At 70.5% G+C, this 20,569-nt stretch carries 18 protein-coding genes; 13 read left to right on the forward strand and 5 right to left on the reverse strand.

Going from position 1 to position 20,569, the window contains the following annotated elements:
- Window positions 1-85: 85 nt before the first annotated feature.
- Together ligD and ACIQCZ_RS31100 are read left to right on the forward strand one after the other, a co-directional pair.
- Complete coding sequence (ligD, locus tag ACIQCZ_RS31095; RefSeq protein WP_402287243.1) at window positions 86-1,096, forward strand: non-homologous end-joining DNA ligase; 1,011 nt, start codon at window positions 86-88, stop codon at window positions 1,094-1,096.
- Window positions 1,093-2,172 (forward strand): ABC transporter permease, encoded by a 1,080-nt coding sequence (locus ACIQCZ_RS31100; protein WP_402287092.1) that lies wholly within the window; start codon window positions 1,093-1,095, stop codon window positions 2,170-2,172. The genes ligD and ACIQCZ_RS31100 overlap by 4 nt, the downstream gene beginning before the upstream one ends.
- A gap of 12 nt (window positions 2,173-2,184) precedes the next feature.
- Here the strand turns inward: ACIQCZ_RS31100 and ACIQCZ_RS31105 are convergent, their stop codons facing one another.
- Complete coding sequence (locus tag ACIQCZ_RS31105) at window positions 2,185-4,416, reverse strand: OmpL47-type beta-barrel domain-containing protein (RefSeq protein WP_402287094.1); 2,232 nt, start codon at window positions 4,414-4,416, stop codon at window positions 2,185-2,187.
- On the reverse strand, window positions 4,413-6,905 hold the full coding sequence (locus tag ACIQCZ_RS31110) for a ThuA domain-containing protein (protein ID WP_402287095.1): 2,493 nt from the start codon (window positions 6,903-6,905) through the stop codon (window positions 4,413-4,415). The genes ACIQCZ_RS31105 and ACIQCZ_RS31110 overlap by 4 nt, the downstream gene beginning before the upstream one ends.
- Window positions 6,906-7,192: 287 nt before the next feature.
- Here ACIQCZ_RS31110 and ACIQCZ_RS31115 point away from each other — a divergent pair, with 287 nt between their 5' ends.
- Window positions 7,193-8,305 (forward strand): multicopper oxidase domain-containing protein, encoded by a 1,113-nt coding sequence (locus ACIQCZ_RS31115; RefSeq protein WP_402287097.1) that lies wholly within the window; start codon window positions 7,193-7,195, stop codon window positions 8,303-8,305.
- Between the two features lie 266 nt (window positions 8,306-8,571).
- On the opposite strand, the gene ACIQCZ_RS31120 is transcribed toward ACIQCZ_RS31115, so the two are convergent.
- From ACIQCZ_RS31120 to ACIQCZ_RS31130, 3 genes are all read right to left on the reverse strand, one after another.
- Window positions 8,572-8,931, reverse strand: coding sequence for a DUF6204 family protein (locus tag ACIQCZ_RS31120; RefSeq protein ID WP_402287099.1), 360 nt, complete (start codon window positions 8,929-8,931; stop codon window positions 8,572-8,574).
- Window positions 8,932-9,466: 535 nt separating this feature from the next.
- The gene (locus ACIQCZ_RS31125; protein WP_402287101.1) at window positions 9,467-11,680 is read right to left on the reverse strand and encodes a DEAD/DEAH box helicase; all 2,214 of its coding nucleotides are present in this window, start codon (window positions 11,678-11,680) and stop codon (window positions 9,467-9,469) included.
- A gap of 97 nt (window positions 11,681-11,777) precedes the next feature.
- Window positions 11,778-12,560, reverse strand: coding sequence for an IclR family transcriptional regulator (locus ACIQCZ_RS31130; RefSeq protein WP_402287104.1), 783 nt, complete (start codon window positions 12,558-12,560; stop codon window positions 11,778-11,780).
- A 198-nt stretch (window positions 12,561-12,758) separates the two neighbouring features.
- Here ACIQCZ_RS31130 and ACIQCZ_RS31135 point away from each other — a divergent pair, with 198 nt between their 5' ends.
- From ACIQCZ_RS31135 to ACIQCZ_RS31180, 10 genes are all read left to right on the forward strand, one after another.
- Window positions 12,759-12,869: a putative leader peptide gene (locus tag ACIQCZ_RS31135; protein ID WP_402287106.1), complete on the forward strand. Its 111-nt coding sequence runs from the start codon at window positions 12,759-12,761 to the stop codon at window positions 12,867-12,869.
- A gap of 150 nt (window positions 12,870-13,019) precedes the next feature.
- Window positions 13,020-14,042: an ABC transporter substrate-binding protein gene (locus ACIQCZ_RS31140; RefSeq protein ID WP_402287109.1), complete on the forward strand. Its 1,023-nt coding sequence runs from the start codon at window positions 13,020-13,022 to the stop codon at window positions 14,040-14,042.
- A gap of 21 nt (window positions 14,043-14,063) precedes the next feature.
- Window positions 14,064-15,086: an NrtA/SsuA/CpmA family ABC transporter substrate-binding protein gene (locus tag ACIQCZ_RS31145; RefSeq protein WP_402287111.1), complete on the forward strand. Its 1,023-nt coding sequence runs from the start codon at window positions 14,064-14,066 to the stop codon at window positions 15,084-15,086.
- Complete coding sequence (locus ACIQCZ_RS31150; protein WP_402287113.1) at window positions 15,083-15,913, forward strand: ABC transporter permease; 831 nt, start codon at window positions 15,083-15,085, stop codon at window positions 15,911-15,913. Before ACIQCZ_RS31145 ends, ACIQCZ_RS31150 begins: the two co-directional genes overlap by 4 nt.
- The gene (locus ACIQCZ_RS31155; protein ID WP_402287115.1) at window positions 15,910-16,674 is read left to right on the forward strand and encodes an ABC transporter ATP-binding protein; all 765 of its coding nucleotides are present in this window, start codon (window positions 15,910-15,912) and stop codon (window positions 16,672-16,674) included. The genes ACIQCZ_RS31150 and ACIQCZ_RS31155 overlap by 4 nt, the downstream gene beginning before the upstream one ends.
- Window positions 16,675-17,562, forward strand: a complete 888-nt coding sequence (locus ACIQCZ_RS31160) for an ABC transporter substrate-binding protein (protein ID WP_402287118.1) — start codon at window positions 16,675-16,677, stop codon at window positions 17,560-17,562. It abuts the gene before it with no gap.
- A gap of 4 nt (window positions 17,563-17,566) precedes the next feature.
- Window positions 17,567-18,640, forward strand: a complete 1,074-nt coding sequence (locus tag ACIQCZ_RS31165) for an LLM class flavin-dependent oxidoreductase (protein WP_402287120.1) — start codon at window positions 17,567-17,569, stop codon at window positions 18,638-18,640.
- 170 nt (window positions 18,641-18,810) lie between these two features.
- Window positions 18,811-19,611 carry a VOC family protein gene (locus ACIQCZ_RS31170; RefSeq protein WP_402287122.1) on the forward strand — a complete coding sequence of 267 codons (801 nt, stop codon included), beginning with the start codon at window positions 18,811-18,813 and terminating at the stop codon, window positions 19,609-19,611.
- Window positions 19,612-19,684: 73 nt separating this feature from the next.
- Window positions 19,685-19,939, forward strand: coding sequence for a WhiB family transcriptional regulator (locus ACIQCZ_RS31175; RefSeq protein WP_351072723.1), 255 nt, complete (start codon window positions 19,685-19,687; stop codon window positions 19,937-19,939).
- Between the two features lie 114 nt (window positions 19,940-20,053).
- The gene (locus ACIQCZ_RS31180; protein WP_402287124.1) at window positions 20,054-20,554 is read left to right on the forward strand and encodes a tetratricopeptide repeat protein; all 501 of its coding nucleotides are present in this window, start codon (window positions 20,054-20,056) and stop codon (window positions 20,552-20,554) included.
- Window positions 20,555-20,569: the final 15 nt, after the last annotated feature.

The following is a 20,569-nucleotide window of genomic DNA, read 5'->3' on the forward strand; positions in this document are numbered from 1 at the left end:
GTCCATGGGCGCCCGTACGTCTCCCGATATGCGGCATATGTGAGCCCGGCCTAGCGTGACCGTCATGGGTGCAGCGGGAAAAGCGGTGGAGCTGGAAGCCGACGGGCGGACCGTACGGCTGTCCAGTCCGGACAAGGTCTATTTCCCCGAGAAGGGCTACACCAAGAGGGACGTGGCCGAGTACTTCCTGGCCGTCGGCCCCGGCATCACCCGCGCCCTGCGCGACCGGCCGACCACCCTCCAGCGCTTCGTGGACGGCGTCGACGGCGAGTTCTTCTACCAGAAGCGGGCCCCGAAGAACCTTCCGGACTGGATCCCGACCGCCCGGATCGCGTTCCCCAGCGGCCGTCCCGCTGACGAGATCTGCCCCACCGAACTCGCCGCCGTCATCTGGGCCGCCAATCTCGGCACGCTCACCTTCCACCCCTGGCCGGTCCGGAGCGCCGACACCGACCATCCGGACGAGCTGCGCATCGACCTCGACCCGCAGCCCGGAACGGAGTACGCGGACGCGGTGCGGGCCGCCCATGAGCTGCGGTCCGTCCTCGACGACCACGGGCTGCGCGGCTGGCCCAAGACCTCCGGCGGCCGGGGCATCCATGTCTTCGTCCCCATCGAGCCGCGCTGGACCTTCACCGAGGTCCGGCGCGCCGCCATCGCTGCCGGGCGCGAACTGGAACGCCGGATGCCGGACCGGGTCACCACCGCGTGGTGGAAGGAGGAGCGCGGCGAGCGGATCTTCGTCGACTTCAACCAGACCGCCCGGGACCGCACGATCGCCTCCGCCTACTCCGTACGCCCGTTTCCGCACGCCCCGGTCTCCGCCCCGCTGCGCTGGTCGGAGATCGACGACGCCGAACCGCGCGACTTCGACATCCGGACCATGCCGAAGCGGTACGCGGACTCGGGCGACGTCCACGCGGACATGGACGAGCACGCCTTCCGGCTCGACGGACTGCTGGAGCTGGCCGACCGGGACGAACGGGAGCGCGGGCTCGGCGACCTGCCCTACCCGCCGGAGTATCCGAAGATGCCGGGCGAACCGAAGCGTGTTCAGCCGAGCCGGGCCCGGCGCGACAAGGACGGCGCTGCATGAGCGCACCCGACCTGGAGCCCTCCGCCCCGCACGGAGCACATGGCCGGCCCCCGGCCCGCGGTGACCGGTGGGCGGCGTTCAAGGCGTCCCCGTATCTGCCCGCCGTCGTGCTCCTGTTCATCATCGCGGCCGCGGCCGGTCTCTTCGCGGGCTCCTACACGTACGCGATGGCCAACCCGACCCCGCGCAACATCCCGGTCGCCGTGGTCGGCCGGCTCGACACCCCGCGCGACAAGGTCTTCCTCGACCGGCTGGAGGGCGCGCTCAACACCTCGCTGGTGCTGCACGAGTACGCGAACGGTGCCGAGGCCCGCACCGCGCTGGAGGAGCAGAAGGTCTTCGCCGTCCTGCGGTCCGCGGACGGCGGGGTCGGCCTGGACGTGGCGAGCGCCTCCGGGGCCTCGGTCGCCCAGTTGCTCACCGAGTCCGCGCTGAAGGTGGGCCAAGCGGTCCGTGTGCCGGTGAAGGTCACGGACGTCAAGCCCCTGCAGCGGGGCGACCCGCGCGGCCTCGCTCTCTTCTACATCTCGCTCGCCGCGGTGATCGTCGGGTTCGTCGGCGCGATCCAGCTGAGCGTGCACGCCAAGGCGCTGCAGCCCCTGGAGCGGATCGGGTTCACCATCGCCTACGCCCTGCTCGGCGGGTTCGCCATCGCCGCCGTGGTGGACTGGCTGCTCGGCTCCGTCGATCTGCCGTTCGTCCAGTCGTGGTTGATCCTCGCCTTCACCATGCTGACCACGGGCATGGTCTTCACCATGTTCAACACCCTGATCGGACGCTGGGCGATGCTTCCCACCTGGGGACTCATGGTGATGCTCGGCAACCCGTCGTCCGGCGGCGCGGTGTCCTGGCCGCTGCTGCCGTCGGTGCTCGGCTTCATCGGCCGCTGGCTCCCTCCGGGTGCCTCGGTCAACGCCCAGCACGCCGCCGTCTACTACCAGGGCCATCAGCGGGCCTTTCCGTATCTGGTGCTCGCCGGATGGCTGCTGGTGTCCTGCACGGTGTTCTGGGTGTGGCGGGACCGGCACCCGGGAGGCCGTGACCACATGCCCCGGCACGCGGTCACGGCCACTTGACACCCGTTCGGGCTACAGCTCCTTGATCCGGATGTCGCGGTACGAGACCACGTCCGTGGCGCTGTGGACCTGGAGTCCGATGTAACCGGAGGCGTACCGCCGGCCGTCGGTTCCCGGGTCGTCACCCCGCGGCGGTTCGAAGACCTGACCGCCGTTGTTGTCGAACTCGTTCAGCAGGACACCGTTGCGGTAGATCGAGTAGTGCTGGTCGACCACCCTGATCTCGTAGTCGTTCCAGGTGCCCTTGGGGGTGACCCCGGCGCCGGCCAGACCGATCCGGTCGAAGCCGTAGATGGAGCCGGTCTTGTACATGTCGCCGTCCGGACGGTCGAGGATCTGCACCTCGTGGCCGTACTTGATGGCGACCCACTCCGGGCGCGACTCCTCCGGGTTGTCATGGACGTTCGGGAAGCGGACGAACACACCGCTGTTGGCGTTGCCGGTGCCGGGGGCGTCGTCCCGCCACTGGAGCTTGAGCGAGAAGTCGCCGTACTGCCGGCCCGGGAACCAGAGCATGCCCATGCCGTCCACCGTGGTGGAGCTGGTGATCGTGCCGTCGGCGTTGAGCCCGAACCTGCCGCCACCGACCTGCTGCCACTTGGCGAAGGACGCCGCCGTGCCGTCGAAGAGCTTCTTGTAGCCCTCGTCCTGGCCCGGCTTGCCGATCCCGGACTGCTTGGCCGCCCGGTAGATCTTCTTGTGCTCGCGGGCGTCGATCACACCGGCCGTGAGCAGCTTGTCCAGGACGGTGTCGACGTGCTTGAGGAACAGCGCGTGCGACGACCAGTCCTTCTCGTCCTCGATCAGTTCGTTGATCGTGCAGCGATTGCCGGTGATGCGGTTGGGCACCCCGGTGTCCACCGTGCCGACGATGACGGTGAGCCGCTCGTCGAACTCCGGGCAGTTCGGCGCCGGTACGCCTCCGCTCTCCGCGACGGTGAACGACACCTGCTTCGCCGGGGAGGTGTTGCCGGCCTTGTCCGTCGCGCGGTGGGCGACGGTGTGATAGCCGACGCGGTCGACGATGACGGTGCCGGTGTACGCGAGGTACGGTCCGCCGTCCAGCGAGTACTCGATCCTGTCCACGCCCGATTCGGTGTCGGTCGCGGTGATGGTCACCTTGGCGCTGGTGATGTAGGCGTTGTCCGAGTTCTTGTCGCCCTCCACCTTGGCCGAGGTCTCCGGCGGCGTCTTGTCCTGCGTCGGCGGCGCCACCACGGTGAACTCGACGGACTTCTCGGCGGCCGTGTTGCCCGCCCGGTCGGTGGCCCGGTAGCGGACCTGGTGCGTCCCGGTCTCGTGCACCATCACCGGTGCGGTGTACGGCTTCCAGGAGCCGTCCGCCCCGATCGCGTACTCGATGGTGTTGACGCCGGAGCCGGTGTCGGAGGCGGTCACGGTGACCGTCGCCATTCCCAGGTACCGCCCCTGGTCGTCCTTCTCACCGGACACCGTCGCCGAGGTCTCCGGCGGCGTCCTGTCGTCCGTCGGCGGTGCGGCGACCGCGAAGTCGACGGACTTCTCGGCGGCCCTGTTGCCCGCCTTGTCGGTGGCGCGGTACCGGATGGTGTGCGTTCCGACCTCGCTCACCACGATCGGTGTGGTGTACGGCTGCCAGGCGCCGTCCGCCCCGACCGCGTACTCGACGGTGTCCACACCCGAGCTGTCGTCGGTCGCCGAGACGGTGACCGTCGCCTGACCGATGTACGCGCCGTCGGCGTTCTTGTCGCCGTCGACCTTCGCCGAGGTCTCGGGCGCGGTGGTGTCCGCACCGCCGCCGTCCGTCACGACGAGGATGCCCTGCATCGCCTCGTGCCCCGGCATGGTGCAGTGGTAGAAGTACCGGCCGGGGGAGAGCGTGACCTCGGCGGTGTGCCTGCCGCCCTGGTCGTCGGCGGGGTTGGCGAGGATGTTCAGCGGGACGTCGTTGTTGAACTCGGGGTCCGAGACGCTGAAGGTGAGGGTGTGCGGCATCCCCGTGGTGTTCCCGGTCGCCGCGCTGTTCTCGAAGACGATGGTCGCCTTGCCGGCCACCGCGGTCTTCGGAGCGGACAGATATCGGTCGATGGGGTTGCCCGCCGTCCAGGTGAGGACCTGGTCGGCCGCCGCGGTGTCGGGAGCCGCGGTGCGGCCGTACGCCGCCGTCGAGGTCAGCCCAAGGACCATCAGGAGCGAACCGAGCAGGGCGAGCCACAACCGGACGGGCCGGTGGCGCCGTCGCGAGAAGACCGAACGGTGTCTCATCCCACTGCCGCCTTCCTGGCCAGGTCCGCGGCGGCCGGGGTCGGACCGCCGCCCTTGTACGTCACACGCCACAGCGCGGACTTGGAGTCGGAGGTGAAGAAGCCGCGCCCGTAGTCCAGGACGTACAGGGAACCGTCCGGGGCGAACTTCCAGTCCATCAGGTTGCGGATGCCGTCGGCCCCGACCGGGATGATCTTCTTCAGGGATTCTGCGTGGGTGGGCAGACCGCCCTTGCCGGCCGTCTTCGGGTCGGTGAGCACGGCGTGCCGCGGCTGGGTGTCGTCGTAGAAGTCACCGACGAACCACTTGCCGTCCCAGTAGGAGGGCCACTTGTCGGCGCTGGTGCTCGCCGCGTCGTACCGGTAGACCGGACCGTTCATCGTGGCCTGACCGCCGCCCTTGAGCCACGGCAGCAGCTGCTTCTGCTCCTCCGCCTTGTAGCTCGGGACGCCGTTCGCGTCGCGCGGGTAGTCCACGCCGCCGCCCTGCGGCGAGTACCAGATGGTGTTGGAGGTGATCGGCGGCAGATTCACCAGGCCGTCGTTGTTCGGGGACTCGTTCTTGGGGTGGTCGCAGTCGTACCAGCCGAGCGGCTTGCTCGGGTCCGGCAGATTGCGGTCCCGGTAGGGCTGCTTGTTGCCCATGCAGTACGGCCAGCCGTGGTTCCCCGCCTTGGTGATCGCGGCGAACGTGTCGTACTTGGCCGGACCCCAGGTGGTGGACGGCGAGCCCGCGTCGGGGCCGACCCAGCCCGCGTACAGCGTGTCGGTCGTCTTGTCGACGGAGATACGGGCCGGGTTGCGGACCCCCATCACATAGATCTCGCCGCGGGTCCTGCCGCCGCCCTCGTCCGGCTCCTTGCCGGTGAACAGGTTGCCCTCGGGCAGCGTGTACGTACCGTCGTCCTCGGGGTGGATCCGCAGGATCTTGCCGTTGAGGTTGTTGGTGTTGCCCGCGGTGCGTCGGGCATCGGCGAACGAGACGCCCTTGTAGTTCGGCGCCGGGTTGTTGCCGGAGTAACCGTCGCTGAAGCCGGAGGAGTTGTTGTCACCGGTGGCGATGTACAGGTTGCCCTTGGAGTCCCAGGCCATCCCGCCGCCCGCGTGGCAGCAGCTGTGGATCTGGACCGGCCAGTGCAACAGCACCTTCTCGGACGACAGATCGAGCTTGTTGGTGGCCAGGTCCAGGGTGAAGCGGGAGACCTGACGCACCGCCATCTGCTTGTCGCGGTCGATCTTCGAATGGGGTGTGTAATGCAGATACACCCAGCCGTTCTTCTCGAAGTCAGGGTCCAGCTCGATTCCGAGCAAGCCCTCCTCGACCTTGATCAGCTCGTCGCCGCCGCCCTTGTTGCCGAAGATCGTCAGCGCGCCGGCGAGGGTGACCTTCCCGGTCTTCGGGTCGTAGACATGGATCTGTCCGAGGCCCTTGCCGATGTCGGGGTTGTTCCAGTCGGTGACGACGGGCTTGCTGTTGTCGGCGCCGCCGCGACCGATGTACAGCACCCGCCCGTCGGGGGCGACGACCAGGCCGTGCGGTTCGCCGATCTGGTCGTTCTGGCCCGGCTGATTGGGCTGGGTGACGCGCTCCGCCTTGTAGTTGGAGGTGATCGTCGCCCTGCAGTCGGCCTGCGAGATCCGCGTCGTCCAGTTCAGCGCGCCGCGCAGATGGTCGCGGAAGTCGGTCTCCGCGAAGCTGTCGACCGTACCGCCCATGGCCGTGTAGAAGGACCTGCCGCCGTCGTAGTCCCGGCACCAGGAGACCGGGTGGTCCCAGCCGTTGGCGCTCGCGCCGGGCTTGTACGTGATCTCCCGGACGCGGGCCACGGTGTGCACGTCGCCGGACGGGTTCTTCGTCCAGTTCAGCCACTTGTCCGGGCGCCTCCACTCCAGCGGCAGGTTCCTGGTCGCCGGATGCTGCCGGTCTCCGACCTCAACCGTCGCACGCTGTACGCCGGTTGGGCTTCCGGCTGCCGGACGGGCTCCGATCAGACCGGTGAACCAGTCCGAGTACGGCTCGGTGCGTGCCGCGTCATGGATGCCGAGGAAGCCACCGCCGGCCTCCATGTACGCCTCCAGGCCGGCCTCCTGCTCCGGGTCGAGCACATCGCCGCCGCCCGTGAGGAAGACCACGGCGTTGTACTTGCCGAGCTGCTTTCCGTTGGTGAAGACGGCCGGGTCGTCGGTGGCGACGGTACGGAACCGGCCCGCCTCGGGCCCGGTGAGCCCGATCTTCTCGATCGCCGCGATTCCGGCGTCGACGGTCGGGGACTCCTCGGTGGCGGAGGCGTGGAACACCAGCACCTTGACATTGGCGCCGCCCGGCGGCGACGGGAGGGACAACGTTGTCGCCATACTCCGCGGCGGCTCCGGATAGGGCCTGGCCGTGGCGGTGTTGGCGCCGAGTAAGGAGGCGGTCAGTGCGCCGGCCGCCAGGGCCGCCGCAAGTCCGCGTCGCGATCTGGACCTGTGATGTGGTGTGCGCTGCATGTGGTCACCCACCCCTCTTTGGTCACTGCAACAGCGGATGAAGCTAGACCTCTTTTCGCGACTCGCCAATAGCTATGGCAGTAATGGCACGAACTTTGTCCTGGGTGTGGATAAACGAAGATCCCCCGGCTACGGTGTGGGCCGTCCGGGGGGCGCCCGCGCCCCGCCCACCCCGGCGCCCGCTGAAGTCGCCGTGATCCCCGTAACCTCCGTATCTCCGCAGTCCCCGAGAGCCGGGCACGTTCGCAAAGACTCCGTAAATTCCTTAGTGCAGTGGGGAGTTCGACATGGACAGAAGGAGCTTCAATCGGCGATTGCTGGTAGGCGGTGGAGTGGCGGCCGCGACCGGCTTGACATCGTTGTCGCTCGGTGCGATCGAGGCCAGTTCGGCAGAGCCTCCACCGAAGACCGCCCCGGCGGGCGGCGTCGTCCGCCATCTCAAGCTGTACGCGGAGAAGCTGGCGGACGGCCGGATGGGGTACGGCCTGGAGAAGGGCAAGGCGTCGGTTCCCGGACCCCTCATCGAGATCAACGAGGGCGACACCCTGCACATCGAGTTCGAGAACGCGATGGACGTGCCGGCCAGTCTTCACGCGCACGGTGTCGACTACGACATCGCCAGCGACGGCACCCGGATGAACAAGAGCATCGTCGAGCCGGGCGACACCCGCACCTACACCTGGCGCACCCATGCGCCGGGCCGGCGCAAGGACGGCACCTGGCAGCCGGGCAGCGCGGGCTACTGGCACTACCACGACCATGTCGTCGGCACGGACCACGGCACCGGCGGCATCCGGAAGGGCCTGTACGGTCCGGTGATCGTCCGGCGCAAGGGAGACATCCTGCCGGACAAGACGATCACGATCGTCTTCAACGACATGACGATCAACAACAAGGCGGCCCATGAGAGCCCCAACTTCGAGGCCACGGTGGGGGACCGGCTCGAAGTGGTCATGATCACCCACGGCGAGTACTACCACACGTTCCACATCCACGGCCATCGCTGGGCGGACAACCGGACCGGACTGCTCACCGGCCCCGACGATCCGAGCCGGGTCATCGACACGAAGATCGTGGGCCCGGCGGACTCCTTCGGTTTCCAGGTCATCGCGGGCGAACACGTGGGTGCCGGTGCCTGGATGTATCACTGCCATGTGCAGAGCCACTCCGACATGGGCATGGCCGGACTGCTGCTGGTCGCCAAGCCGGACGGCACCGTGCCGGGGTACGACCCGCACGACATGACGACCCACACGGCCGCTCCGGACAAGTCCGCTCCGGACGAGACCGCTCCGGACAAGACCGGTAAGGAGACCGGTAAGGACAAGACCGGTATGGATATGGACATGACCGGTACGGACGGAACGGCCTCCGGGAAGAGCGCTGCTGGGGGCGCCTGATCCGGACGAGAGCCCCCGGTCGGCCGGGGGCTCGATGTCCTCGGGCGAGACGAGCGGCGCGGCCGGTGGGCAGCGGCCGGGCGGTGCCGGACTGCCGGTGAAACCGCTCGGCCGTCCCGCTCCGGCGGTGATCCTGCCGTGCCCGGTCGCCGGATACGGGTCCTCGATGTGCTCCGTCGCATGCCCGGCGGGGCGGGCACCTGACCGGGACGGATCGCACGGAGAGGCATCCCCGGTGGGCGGGTGGAGGGGGTGTCGCTACGGGATCAGCCGTTCTGCTGGGCTGCGGCGCGGCGCTGTCGTTTGCCCAGTGGCGCCTGGGAGAGGTCCTCGGCGTTGCTCCTGAGGTTCTTGTGGCCGTAGCCGCGTTCGGCCAGCCATGCCTTCGCCGCGTCTTCGGCGCGTTCGGTCGCTTCCAGGATGTCCTCTTCCTCTTCCCCCGAGTCCAGGAAGCGGAAGGTGAAGGCGGGGCGCGCGGCCACGTCGTAGCTGAGGTGCCCCTCGGGGGTGAAGGCCGCGCGCAGGATGTCGTGCTCCGCGGCGCGGGCCAGGAGTTCGGCGCGCTGATCGGCGTCGAGTCCGTCGAAGACACCGCGGACGGTGATACGGAAGGTGCGAATACTCATCCCGCGAGCCTAGTGCTGCGACCGGAAAGGTTCACCGGCTCGCGACGCCCGGCACGGCACCTCGCCGCGTTGTCGCATCACCCGAGTACGTCCCGTACGAGGGCGATCCTCCGCCTTGCGACGCACCGCACCGGACGCCGCGAGCTTCCCGGCAAACCTTTCTGGCCACAGCACTAGCCAGCGTGATCGGCTCGGCTCCACCGCGTTTCCCGCGGCGCACGGTGGTGGTGAGGGGGGCCGGTTCGTCCGGGAGAACCGGGGCCGCGGCCGACGTCATGGGAGGCGGTTGCGGACGCCCGCCGGGAGAGCGCGAGAGGTGGGCGACGGTCCGCGAGCCCTCTCGTGCGGCCCGCATTTCCTTTGTCAGGGCCGGTAGATGCTACGTGAAGGCCGGCCGGCAGCTACCCGGCAGCCGGGCGGGCCTCGCGCGCCCGGATCGGCGAACGCCCGGCTCGGCCCCTCCCGCCGGAGGAGCCGCACCCCACGCCGTTGGGGTGCGGCCGCCCATGACCCGGTGGCGTCGGCTCCCGACAGGTCAGTTCTCCGGTGCCGCCGCGACCGTTCTGTCCGCTCCGGTGGCCAGGCGCAGCTGTTCCTCCTCGACGATGCGTCGGGCGAGAGCCCCGTCCGACACGTCCACGGCGTCCGGCGTCGTCTCGGCGACGGCGCTGCGCCGTGCGTACAGGTCGAACAGCCGCTCCTTGCGGGCCAGGATGTCGAGCATCCGTTCGTCGACGCTGTCGGCGGCGAGGAGCCGGTGCACCCGGACGGTCCGTATCTGCCCCATCCGATGGGCACGGGCCACCGCCTGGTGCTCCATCGTCGGCTTGATCTGAGGTTCGCAGATGATGACGACCGAGGCGGCCTGCATGTTCAGCCCGACACCGCCGGCCTGGATCTGACTCAACAGGACGGCATGGCCCTCCACGGCGGCGAAGTCGTCGATGATCTCCTGGCGCCGCGCGGCCGGGAGACTCCCCGCGAGAGGCCCGAACGCGCTCTCTTCCAGGGCCTGTTCGACGGTGAGGAGTACCTCGCGGAAGTACGAGAACACGACGACCTTGAGGCCGTTGTCCGCGGCCTCCGCGACGAGTTCGCGCAGCCGGTGCAGCTTGGCGGACGTGGCGGGCCGGGCGTACGCGGCCCGGCGCATCCGCATGAAGTGCCCGGCGCCCACCGCCTCGCGGTAGGCGTCGAGGTCGCCCTCGCTGAACTCCACCGACTCGTCCACCTGCACCAGCGCCGGGAGTTCCGTCAGGACGTCCTGCTGGTTGCGCCGCAGATAGGCCGGGGCGACGGCCTTGCGGAAGGCATGCGAACCCGCGGCTCCATGGGTGGTGTGGATCGAGGGCGCCAGTTCGGGCTGGAGGTGGCGGACGAGGCTGCGGAACTCCTCGACACGGTTCTCCATCGGCGTACCCGTCAGGAACAGCACGCGTTCGGTGCGTTGCGTCCAGCCGGACACCGCCCGGGACCGGCGGGTGGCGGGGTTCTTCACATAGTGGGCCTCGTCGACCACGAGCATGCCGGGTGTTATTCCGCAGTCCCGGGCGGCCGGCAGGGTGTGCAGCGCGTCGAACGTGGTGAGGGCGACACCGCCGGACTCCCGCCACTCGGTGAACGCGCCCTGCCGCTCGGGGCCGTGCACCGGCAACGCGCGCAGGGTGGACCGGGCACGGACCTCGCGCGCCCAGTTGATCAGTACGCTCGCCGGGCAGACCACCAGGAAATGGGTCTCGCCCCGTGCGGAGAGATGCGCGAGCGCGGCAATGGCCTGGACGGTCTTGCCGAGCCCCATCTCGTCGCCGAGGATCACCCGCTTCTGCGCGAGCGCGAACCGTGCGCCGAACGACTGGTAGCCGCGCAGGGAGACACGCAGATGAGCGTCGTCGAGCCGCAGGCCGCGCACCCGGTCCGCGATCCCGGTCGGGAGGAACCCCTCGGCCGCGGCCCGGTCGGGGCCGGTGCCCGACAGCTCGGCGAGCAGGCTGTAGTACTCGGCGGACCGCAGTTCGAAGTCGACCCATGCCGTGACGTCCGACTCCGCCTCCCGCAGCAGATCGACGGACACCTGCCCGAACAGCAGGAGAAGCTCGCGCGCGACAGCTTCGGCGACGACGGTACGTACCGCGGCGACGGCCGCCAGTGCCTCGGCGCGGGCCGGACGCCGGGCGAACAGCATGCGCAGCCGTCCCCGAGCCGGTCCCGCCGCGGTCAGCAGCGGCTCAAGAGTCCCGATGAGCCGGACCGCCGCGTCCACCGCCCGGCGGACGTCGGGGCCGGCCTCGACCAGCCGGTGCAACGCGGTGACCAGCGCGGTCGTGGAGTCGTCCGGGGTGTCCACGTCTATCCGGACCGCGACCGTGTCCCGTACCGCGTGGGCGATCTGCCCGGCCGCTGCCAGCGCCTGATCGGCGGTCTGCGCGCCGACTCCCGGGATCTGGCGGAGTTCGTAGCGATTGGCCTCGTGGACCTGGCCGACGTTCGTGAAGCCGGCCTGTTCGACCGCGCCGAGGCGCAGTCTGCCCTCGGTGACGTCCTTGAGCCGGGAGACGGGGATCGCCGACAGTTCGCGACGGATGAGGGAGTCGAGCAGCGGAGCCAGCGCCGTGTGCACGGCTTCGACGGCGCGGGCGTGATCGGCCCGCACCGCGCGCGCCGTGTCCAGCAGGCGCTCGGCCTGCGCCAGCAGTTCCCGGGCCGCCTTTCCCGTGGGTGCCCCGGCCTCCGTCGGTCCGGCCTCTGTCATGTACGTTCCTCTGTCCGCGCAGCCCGGCTGCCGTCCCGCCCGGCACCTGCCCCGGGCGATTCATATCGTGCCACGCGGTGCCGACAGCGCCTTCGGGTCAGGGCGCCGGAGGACGGCGTTCCGCCGGGGACAGCAGCAGGATCTCCAGGGCTCGCGCACAGGAGCGGGCCTGCGACAGGAACCACTCGGTGCGCGCGTCCGTGATCACGGACGGCGTGGCCCGGACCGCGAGGGCGAAGCGCGCGTACCCGGACCCGTCCAGCACCGGGACCGCCAGGGTCCGTACCCCGTACGCCGACTCGCCGTCGTTGAGTGCGTAGCGGTCGGACCTGACCTTCGCCAATTCGGCCTCCAGCGCGGCAGGTTCGACGATCGTGCGGTCGGTGAACGCGGGGAGCGGGGGAAGGGAGGAGGGTCCGCCCTCGCCCGGCCGGGCCCAGGCCAGCAGTACCTTGCCGAGAGCCGTGGAGTGCAGCGGCCTGCGCAGCCCCGTCCTCGGGGTGACCGAACCACCCGCGACGATCACCGCATGGGGCCCGCTGCGCAGCGCCAGGTCCGCGGTGGCCCCCGTGCGTTCGGCGAGATCCGCCAGCTCCGGGGCGGCCAGATGCAGACCGCGCTGGTGGTACGAGAGCCGGCCCAGCTCGGTCACGGCGGGACCGAGCCGGTAGCGGGAGGTGCGGGCGTCCTGTTCCAGGAAGCCGGCGCCGACCAGTGTCCGGGCCAGCCGGTGCGCCGTGGAGACCGAGAGTTCGAGGCGGCGGGCGAGGTCGGACGCGCTGAGGTCGGGGCCGTTGTCGTGGAAACAGTGCAGCACGTCCAGAGCACGCCGAACCGCCTGCGCTCCGCCGGGAGCACGCGCCGTCGCGGCCTCGGTCATATCGGGTCACTCTCCGCTCGTGAGGGGGATGGTGGGGCATGCAGTTGCCACATTACGGGAGTTGACAGCGCGGACAACGCTCTCAAGAAACACTCCGTTCATATCCAATCCCACATCATGGGAAGCGAGTTGTGGGTCGACGCATGTGCGTGGCAGGCTGCTGCCCGTCACCACCGACGAGCAGAAGGGAGCAGTGCCGTGACCGGCCGCCGAACCGCGACCTCCGCACCCGCCGCTCCGGCCCTGCTCGCCCTCACGCTGCGCCGTCACATCGACCTGGCGCGGGTCTCCAGCGCCGTCTGTCGCTGACCCTCCTTTCTTCCCCGCGCTTCTTCTCCCATGGCCCGCCGCGCCCTCGACGCGGCCCGGGTCCTGTCGCCGTACGCGGTGCCCACATCCCCGACGTACCTGCCGCACGCCCTGACTCCATCCCCTTCACCGACCTCTCGGGAAGACTCCATGACGCATGCCGTCCCGCCCAGGACGCTCTGGTTCACCCGCTGTCCCGTCCCCACCGCGACCGGCATCGCCGCCGACCGGCAGTGGCTCACCGAGGAGTTCGCCCCCGACGGCATCACGGTGCGCTCCCTCCAGGACGCCGCGCCCGACGCCGACCGGGCCGCCCACTTCACCCATGCTCTGCCGGGCCTCTTCCGTGAGGGCGGCAACGTTCCCGCCCTGTGGGCCCGTTCGCGCGGCGAGCGGACCCGGCTGATCGGTCTCACCTGGATCGAGGAACGGCAGACCGTTCTGGTCGGGCCCGGCTCGGGAATCCGGGGTGTCGAGGCCCTGCGCGGGCTACGGCTCGCCGTCCCCGTGCACGACATCGCCATCGACTTCTGGCGGGCCATGGCCCTGCGCGGATTCGAGGGCGCGCTCGCCGGTGCCGGACTCGCACTGGACGACGCCACACTCGTCGACGTACCCGCGGCGGAACACCAGGGCCAGTGGGCGGCGGAGCTGGCGGCGCTGCGACGCGGTGACGTCGACGCCGTGTACGTGAAGGGCGCACTGGCCGTCGAGGCCGCACGGCGGGCGGGCGCCGAGATCGCCGTCGAACTCGACGAACTGCCCGACCGCCGGTTCCGGATCAACAACGGCACCCCGCGCCCCATCACCGTCCATCAGCGGCTCCTCGACGACCACCCCGATCTCGTCGACCGCTTCCTCGCCGTCCTGCTCCGGGCCGCCGACTGGGCCGCCGGACAGCCCCGCGAGGTCGCCCGGATCCTCGGCGCCGAGACCGGGGCGGGCGCCGAGGGCGTCGCCGGGGCCTACCGGCCGGGCACGCACCTGGCCCTCCACCCCGATCTCTCCCCGGAACGCCTCGCCCTGCTCGCCGGACAGGAGGCCGCGCTGCGCGCCCACGGCTTCCTGCCCGAACCCGTCGACGTCATGGACTGGGCCGACCCCGAACCGCTGCGTCGCGCCACCGCGCTCGCCCGCAGGCACCCCGCCGCCTCCGCACGCCCTACCCCCTGAGCCACGAGGACCCCCAACGCCATGAAGCTTCCCCGACCACTGCGTACGGCCGTCGCCCGCGCGCTCCTCGCCACCACCGCACTCCTCGCCCTGACCGCGTGCGGAACCTCCGGGGCCGACAACGGCAGCGGAGGGTCCGGTGCCGGGGGCACGGTGGACATCCGCATCCCCGACCCCGGCAACTCCGGCGTGCTCGCCCTCGGCAAGAAGGACGGCAGCCTCGACAAGGCGCTCGCCGAGGTCGGTGCCAAGGTGCGGTGGACCGGCAGCGCCGGGCCCTTCGCCCCGGCCGCCCAGGCGATGAACGCCGACCAGCTCGACATCGCCACCGGCTCCATCACCTCGGGCATCACCTCGCTCGCCCAGCGCCCCGGATTCAAGTTCTTCACCGCCGCCGACCCGGACGCGGCGGGCGAGGGAATCCTCGTCAAGAACGGCTCCGGCATCGAATCGGTCGCCGACCTGGTCGGCAGGAAGGTCGCCGTCAACCAGGGGGGAACCGGTGAATACCTGCTGCTGAAGGCGCTCGCCGAGGCCGGTGTCCCCGCCGACAAGGTCAAGCGGGTCTATCTGCGCCCCGACCAGACAGCCGCCGTCTTCAACGCGGGCAAGGTCGACGCCTGGGCCGTCTGGGCGACCTACGCCGTCGCCGAAATCGGCACCGGCAAGGCGCACTTCGTCGCCGACGGCGCCGCGATCGGCTCCGACAACTACAGCCTCAACGCCGTACGCACGGGCTTCGCGGAGCAGCACCCGAAGGTTGTGAAGGCGTTCTACCGGTACCTCCGCGACGCCAGTGCCAAGGAGAAGCAGGACCCCGCCGCGTACCTCAATGTCTTCACCGACGTGGGACCGACCGCCGTCACCGGCAGGGCGAAGCAGGTCCAGACCGACTTCACCCGCAAGGGGGGCACGGTCGGACCCATCGGCCCCGAGGACATCAAGCGCTTCGAGGCCGTCGCCGCCTTCTACGCCGAACAGAAGGTCACCACGACCGAGGTCGACATCGCCGCCCACCTCCTCGACATCGAGAAGCTGACATGAGCGACGCCGCCCTGCATCCGGGCCTCGTCCGACCGCGCCCCGAGCGGCGCCGGGCACGCAGCCGGACCTGCTCCCTGACCGTCCGGGCGCTCGGCCCGATCGCCCTCCTCGCACTCTGGTGGGCGGCATCGGCCACCGGGCTCCTCACCCCCGACGTACTGGCATCCCCCGTCGAAGTGCTGCACGCCGTGGGGGAGTTGTGGGGCAACGGGCAGCTGCCCGACGCGCTCAGCACCTCCCTCACCCGCTCCGGACTCGGCCTGCTCATCGGGCTCGCCGCCGGGCTGACCCTCGGGATCACCACCGGATTCACCCGCCTCGGCGACGAACTTCTCGACTCCTCCCTGCAGACCCTGCGCACCATTCCCTTTCTCTCCCTGGTTCCCCTGTTCATGGTCTGGTTCGGGATCAACGAGACGGCGAAGATCCTGCTCATCGCCGTCGCCACCACCTTCCCGATGTACGTGTCGACATCGAGCGGAGTGCGCAACACCGACCCCAAGCTCGTCGAGGCCATGCGCAGCTTCGGCATGGGCCGGCTCGCCCTCGTACGCGAAGTCGTCCTTCCCGGAGCCCTGCCCTCCCTGCTCGCCGGACTGCGGCTCTCCATGACGCTCAGTGTCATCGCGTTGATCGCCGCCGAGGAGATCAACGCGACGGCCGGCATCGGCTATCTGATGTCCCAGGCACAGAGTTACGCCCGCACCGACATCCTCGCCGTCTGCATCCTCGTCTACGGGCTGCTCGGCCTCACCGCCGACATCGTCGTGCGGCTGCTGGAGCGTGTGCTGATGCCCTGGCGCACCACGCAAGGAGCCCGCCGATGACCGACCCGACCCCTGCACCGGCGGTACGGGTACGCGCACTGCGCCGCGTGTTCGGCGACCGTGCCGTGCTCGACGGACTCGGACTGGACATCGCGCGGGGCGAGTTCGTCGCCCTGCTCGGCGCCAGCGGTAGCGGCAAGACGACGCTGCTGCGCATCCTGGGCGCACTCGACGGCGCCGACGAGGGAGAGGTCCTCGTCCCCCGGGCGCGCACCGTCGTCTTCCAGGAGCCCCGGCTCGTGCCGTCGAAGAAGGTCCTCGCCAATGTGACGGTGGCGCTGCCGCGCGGCCGCTCTGGGCACGGGCTGCGGGCCCTGGCCGAAGTCGGTCTGGAACGGCACGCCGACGCCTGGCCCGCCACCCTCTCCGGCGGCGAGGCCCAGCGGGTCGCACTCGCCCGCGCCCTGGTCCGTGAACCCGAACTGCTCCTGCTGGACGAGCCGTTCGCCGCACTCGACGCCCTGACCCGGCTGAAGATGCAGGACCTGGTGGGGGAGCTGTGCCGCAGACACCGGCCCGCCGTCCTCCTCGTCACCCACGACGTCGACGAAGCGGTACGGCTCGCCGACCGGGTCGCCGTCCTGCGCGATGGCCGGCTCGTCACCGACGAGCCCGTCACCGTCGACCGGCCGCGCGACCCCGGCGACCCCGCGTTCTCGGCCCTGCGCCGACGGCTCCTCGACGATCTCGGGGTCGAGACGACCCCGCGCCCCTCACATCCCTCGACCGCCCCCGAACGCACCGAAGCCGGAGTGATCTGAATGACCATCACCATCGGAGTGCACAGCAGCAATCCGTCCCTCTACCACCTGTACCACCTCTCCCGGCTGGGCCTGGCCCAGGAGGAACTGGCCCCGCTCGGCGAGAGCGTCGTCTTCCACCCGTACACCAACGGCGTCCGCACCGGCGAACTCCTCAGTCAGGGCGTCATCGACTTCGGCGGCACCGGCTCCACGCCGCCCGTCACCGCCCAGGCGGCGGGCCACGACATCGTGTACACCGCCGTCTCCGCCCCGCGTCCCGAACACGGCGCGCTCCTCGTCCCCGAGGACAGTCCCGTACGGACCGTCGCCGACCTCGAGGGTGCCACCGTCCACCTCGCGATCGGCTCCTGGCAGACCCATCTGATCGCCAAGGCGCTCGACGACGCCGGGCTCTCCTACGCCGACGACATCACCGCCGCCCGCAGCGGCGACGACAGCGAGGAACTGCTGCGCACCGGTGCCATCGCCGCCTGGGTCGCGCAGGGCGCCCAGCTCGCCGCGGCCCGTCGCACCGGAGGGCTGCGCACCCTGATCCGTACCGGCGACGTCATCACCGACCGTTCCGTCTTCTTCGCCCGCCGGGACCTGGCCGAAAGCCGGCCCGAGATCATCGAGGCGCTCACCCGCGCCCTGCGGCGCGCCGACGACTGGGCGGCGGCCCATCCCCGACAGGCCGCCGAGATCGCCGCCGCCGACCTCGGCGGATCCGCCGACGACTGGGAGACCGCGCTGCGCACCCTGCCCTGGAGGATCGAGCCCGTCACCGACGCCTTCATCGCCGAGCAGCAGGAGGCGGCGGACATCTTCCACCGCACCGGCTTCATCGACCGGCCGGTCACTGTCGCCCACGCCCGCGCCGGTGCCCTCGCCGACAAGGCGGCGTGACGACATGGCGACCGAAGTCCTCTGGTACGTCATCCCGCGCGAAGGCGCCTACCCCTGGGAGCCCGAAGGGCGGCGGCCGGTGGATCTCGGCTACCTCGCCCAGCTCGCCGGCACGGTCGAACGCCTCGGCTACAGCGGTGCGCTGCTCGCCACCGACCTGTACGACGTCTGGCCGCTCGGCAGCGCGCTCGCCGCCTCCACCAGCACCAGGTTCAAGCCCCTGCTGGCCGTCCACCCCGGCCTGATCTCGCCCACCCTGCTCGCCAAGATGGCCCTCAGCTTCGACACCCTCTTCGGCGGCCGACTCCGCTTCAACGTCGTCAACGGCTCGACCAGATCGCTCCAGGAGTACGGACTCCACGTGGAGCACGACGAGCGGTACGAGCTGAGCGCCGAGTACTGGTCGATCGTGAAGCGGCTGACGGCCGGCGAGGTCTTCGACCACAAGGGGCGCTTCTACGATCTGAAGAACGCGGGCGCGTCCTTCGGGGAGCTGAAACCGGTCCAGGAATCGCACATCCCGCTCTGGTTCGGCGGCTCCTCCGACCCCGGTATCGAGATGGCGGCCGAGCACGTCGATGTCTTCCTGACCTGGGGCGAACCGCCGCACCTGCTCAAGGAGAAGCTGGAGAAGGTCAGGGCCCGCGCCGCCGCCCACGGCCGCACGCTCAGGATCGGTCTGCGCCTGCACCTGATCGTCCGCGACACGGAGGACGAGGCCTGGGCGGCGGCCGACCGTCTCCTCGACGTCACGAGTGACGCGACGTACGCACGCATGCTCGGCGACCGCGCGGGCGAGGACGGCGTGGGCTGGCAGCGCCAGTTCCGCCAGCACGGCGGCAGGGTCCCCGCCCGCGCCCGGGAACTGGAGACTCACCCCAACATGTGGCCGGGCATGAGTCTCTTCCGTCCCGGCCCCGGCACCGCGGTCGTCGGCTCGACGGCCCAGGTGATCGAGCGCCTCAAGGAGTTCGAGGACCTGGGCGTCGACACCTTCATCCTCTCCGGCAACCCGCTGCTGGAGGAGGCCTACCGGGTGGCGGAGACCGTGCTTCCGGCACTGGGGGTGAAGAGCTGAGGCACGGCGGCCGACGCCCCGTACGGTGGCCGGCGGGCCACCGTACGGCGTAAGGCGCCGCGGCAGGTCTGGCGGGCGCGGGCTGCGGTCGCCGGTGCCCGGTGCGAGACTCGGAACGTCGGGGACGACGCGCCTGCACCGCGCGACGGGCCGCACCGAAGGAGCTCGCCATGCTCACCACCCGTTTTGTCATCGGAGCGCCCAACTGGATCGATCTGGCCACGCCCGACCTCGCCGGGGCCATCGCGTTCTACACCGGTCTGTTCGGCTGGGAGTTCCTGGCCGGGGGTCCGGAGACCGGCGGTCACGGCATGTTCACCCTGGACGGGAGGACGGTCGGCGGCGCGAAGGAGATCAGCGAGGAGCAGGCGAAGCCGTCCTGGTCGGTGTATTTCCGGTCACCGGACGCCGATGCCACGGCGCAGGCGGTCGAGCGGGCCGGCGGCAGCGTTCCGTTCGCCCCGAGAGATGTTCCGGACTTCGGCAGGACGGCCGGTTTCAAGGACCGGGCTGGGGCGTTCTTCGGTGTCTGGCAGCCGAAGGAGAATCCCGGCCTCGGCGCCGTGGGGGTCGCGGGCTCCCTGTGCTGGGTCGAGCTGTACACCCCGGACGTCCCGGCGGCCGCCGCGTTCTACGGCGCCGTGTTCGGATGGGAGACCGGACTGACACCGTTCCCGGGAGGCGGCGGGTCCTATACGGTGATCCGGGCCGGGGGCGGCGGGCAGGAGGCCGGTTTCGGCGGCCTGGTGCCGCTCGACGCCGTTGCGACACGCGCGGTCGCCGGACCGCACTGGCTGCCGTACTTCGAGGTCGACGACTGCGACGCCGCCGTCGCGGACGTGGAGCGGCTGGGCGGCAAACCGACACTGGAGCCGCTGGAGATGGAAGGCGTGGGCACTTTCGCCGATGTCGCCGATCCGGACGGTGCGGAATTCGCCCTGATCAAGAGTGCGCCCACGCCGGGAGACTGACCGGAAGCCACCGGCGCGCCGTATTGATGAGGCGTTGATCAGTCGTTTATCGCGACCGGGCACGGTTGGTTCCATGCTGATCAACACCGCGGCCGACCCCGCGCTCGCCTGGCAGGAGACGGCGCTGTGCGCGCAGGCGGGGCCCGAGTTCTTCTTTCCTGCTCCCGGCAGCTCCACACGTGAGGCCAAGCAGCTCTGCAACGCCTGCGAGGGGCGCGAGGCGTGCCTGGAGTACGCCCTCGCCAACGACGAGCGCTTCGGCGTATGGGGCGGCCTCTCCGAGAAGGAGCGGGAGCGGCTGCGCAGAACGGGTCGCGACCGGGCCTGAACCCGACCCGACCGCGCGACGGGCCGCCGCGACCGGCGCACCGGCCGCTCGCACGCGTGCGGGCCGCCGGTCCCCGCAGCCCGACAGGCCGCGGCGGCCTGGGAGGATGTCCGCATGAACGATCACGACAGGGACGCTCTGCTCGCGACGGCCGTACGCCTGCGCACCGAAGGGCGCGCGGAAGAAGCCCGACAGCGACTGCTCGCCCTCTGCGCCGCCTTCCCCACGGATGCCGAAGTGGCCTACCAGACGGCCTGGGCCCACGATGTGCTCGGTCTGGAAGCGGAGGCCGTGCCGTTCTACGAGCGCTGTCTGGACGGGACCGGGCTGTCGGAGGAGGACCGCAGGGGCGCGCTGCTCGGTCTCGGGAGTACGCATCGGGTGCTCGGACACCATCGCAGAGCCGTCGAGGTGCTGCGCGGCGGTGTCGAGGAGTTCCCCGACGACGGGGCGTTGCGGACCTTCCTCGCCATGGCCCTCTTCAACACCGGCGAGCATCATGAATCCAGCCGGCTGCTGCTGGAACTGCTCGCCGCCACCAGCGAGGATCCGCACGTGCGCCAGTACCGACGCGCTATCGAGCACTACGCGCAGGATCTGCACGCGACGATGTGAGCCGGACGGGGGCGC

It is taken from the genome of Streptomyces sp. NPDC093149 (assembly GCF_044754145.1).
Classification (GTDB): Bacteria; Actinomycetota; Actinomycetes; order Streptomycetales; family Streptomycetaceae; genus Streptomyces.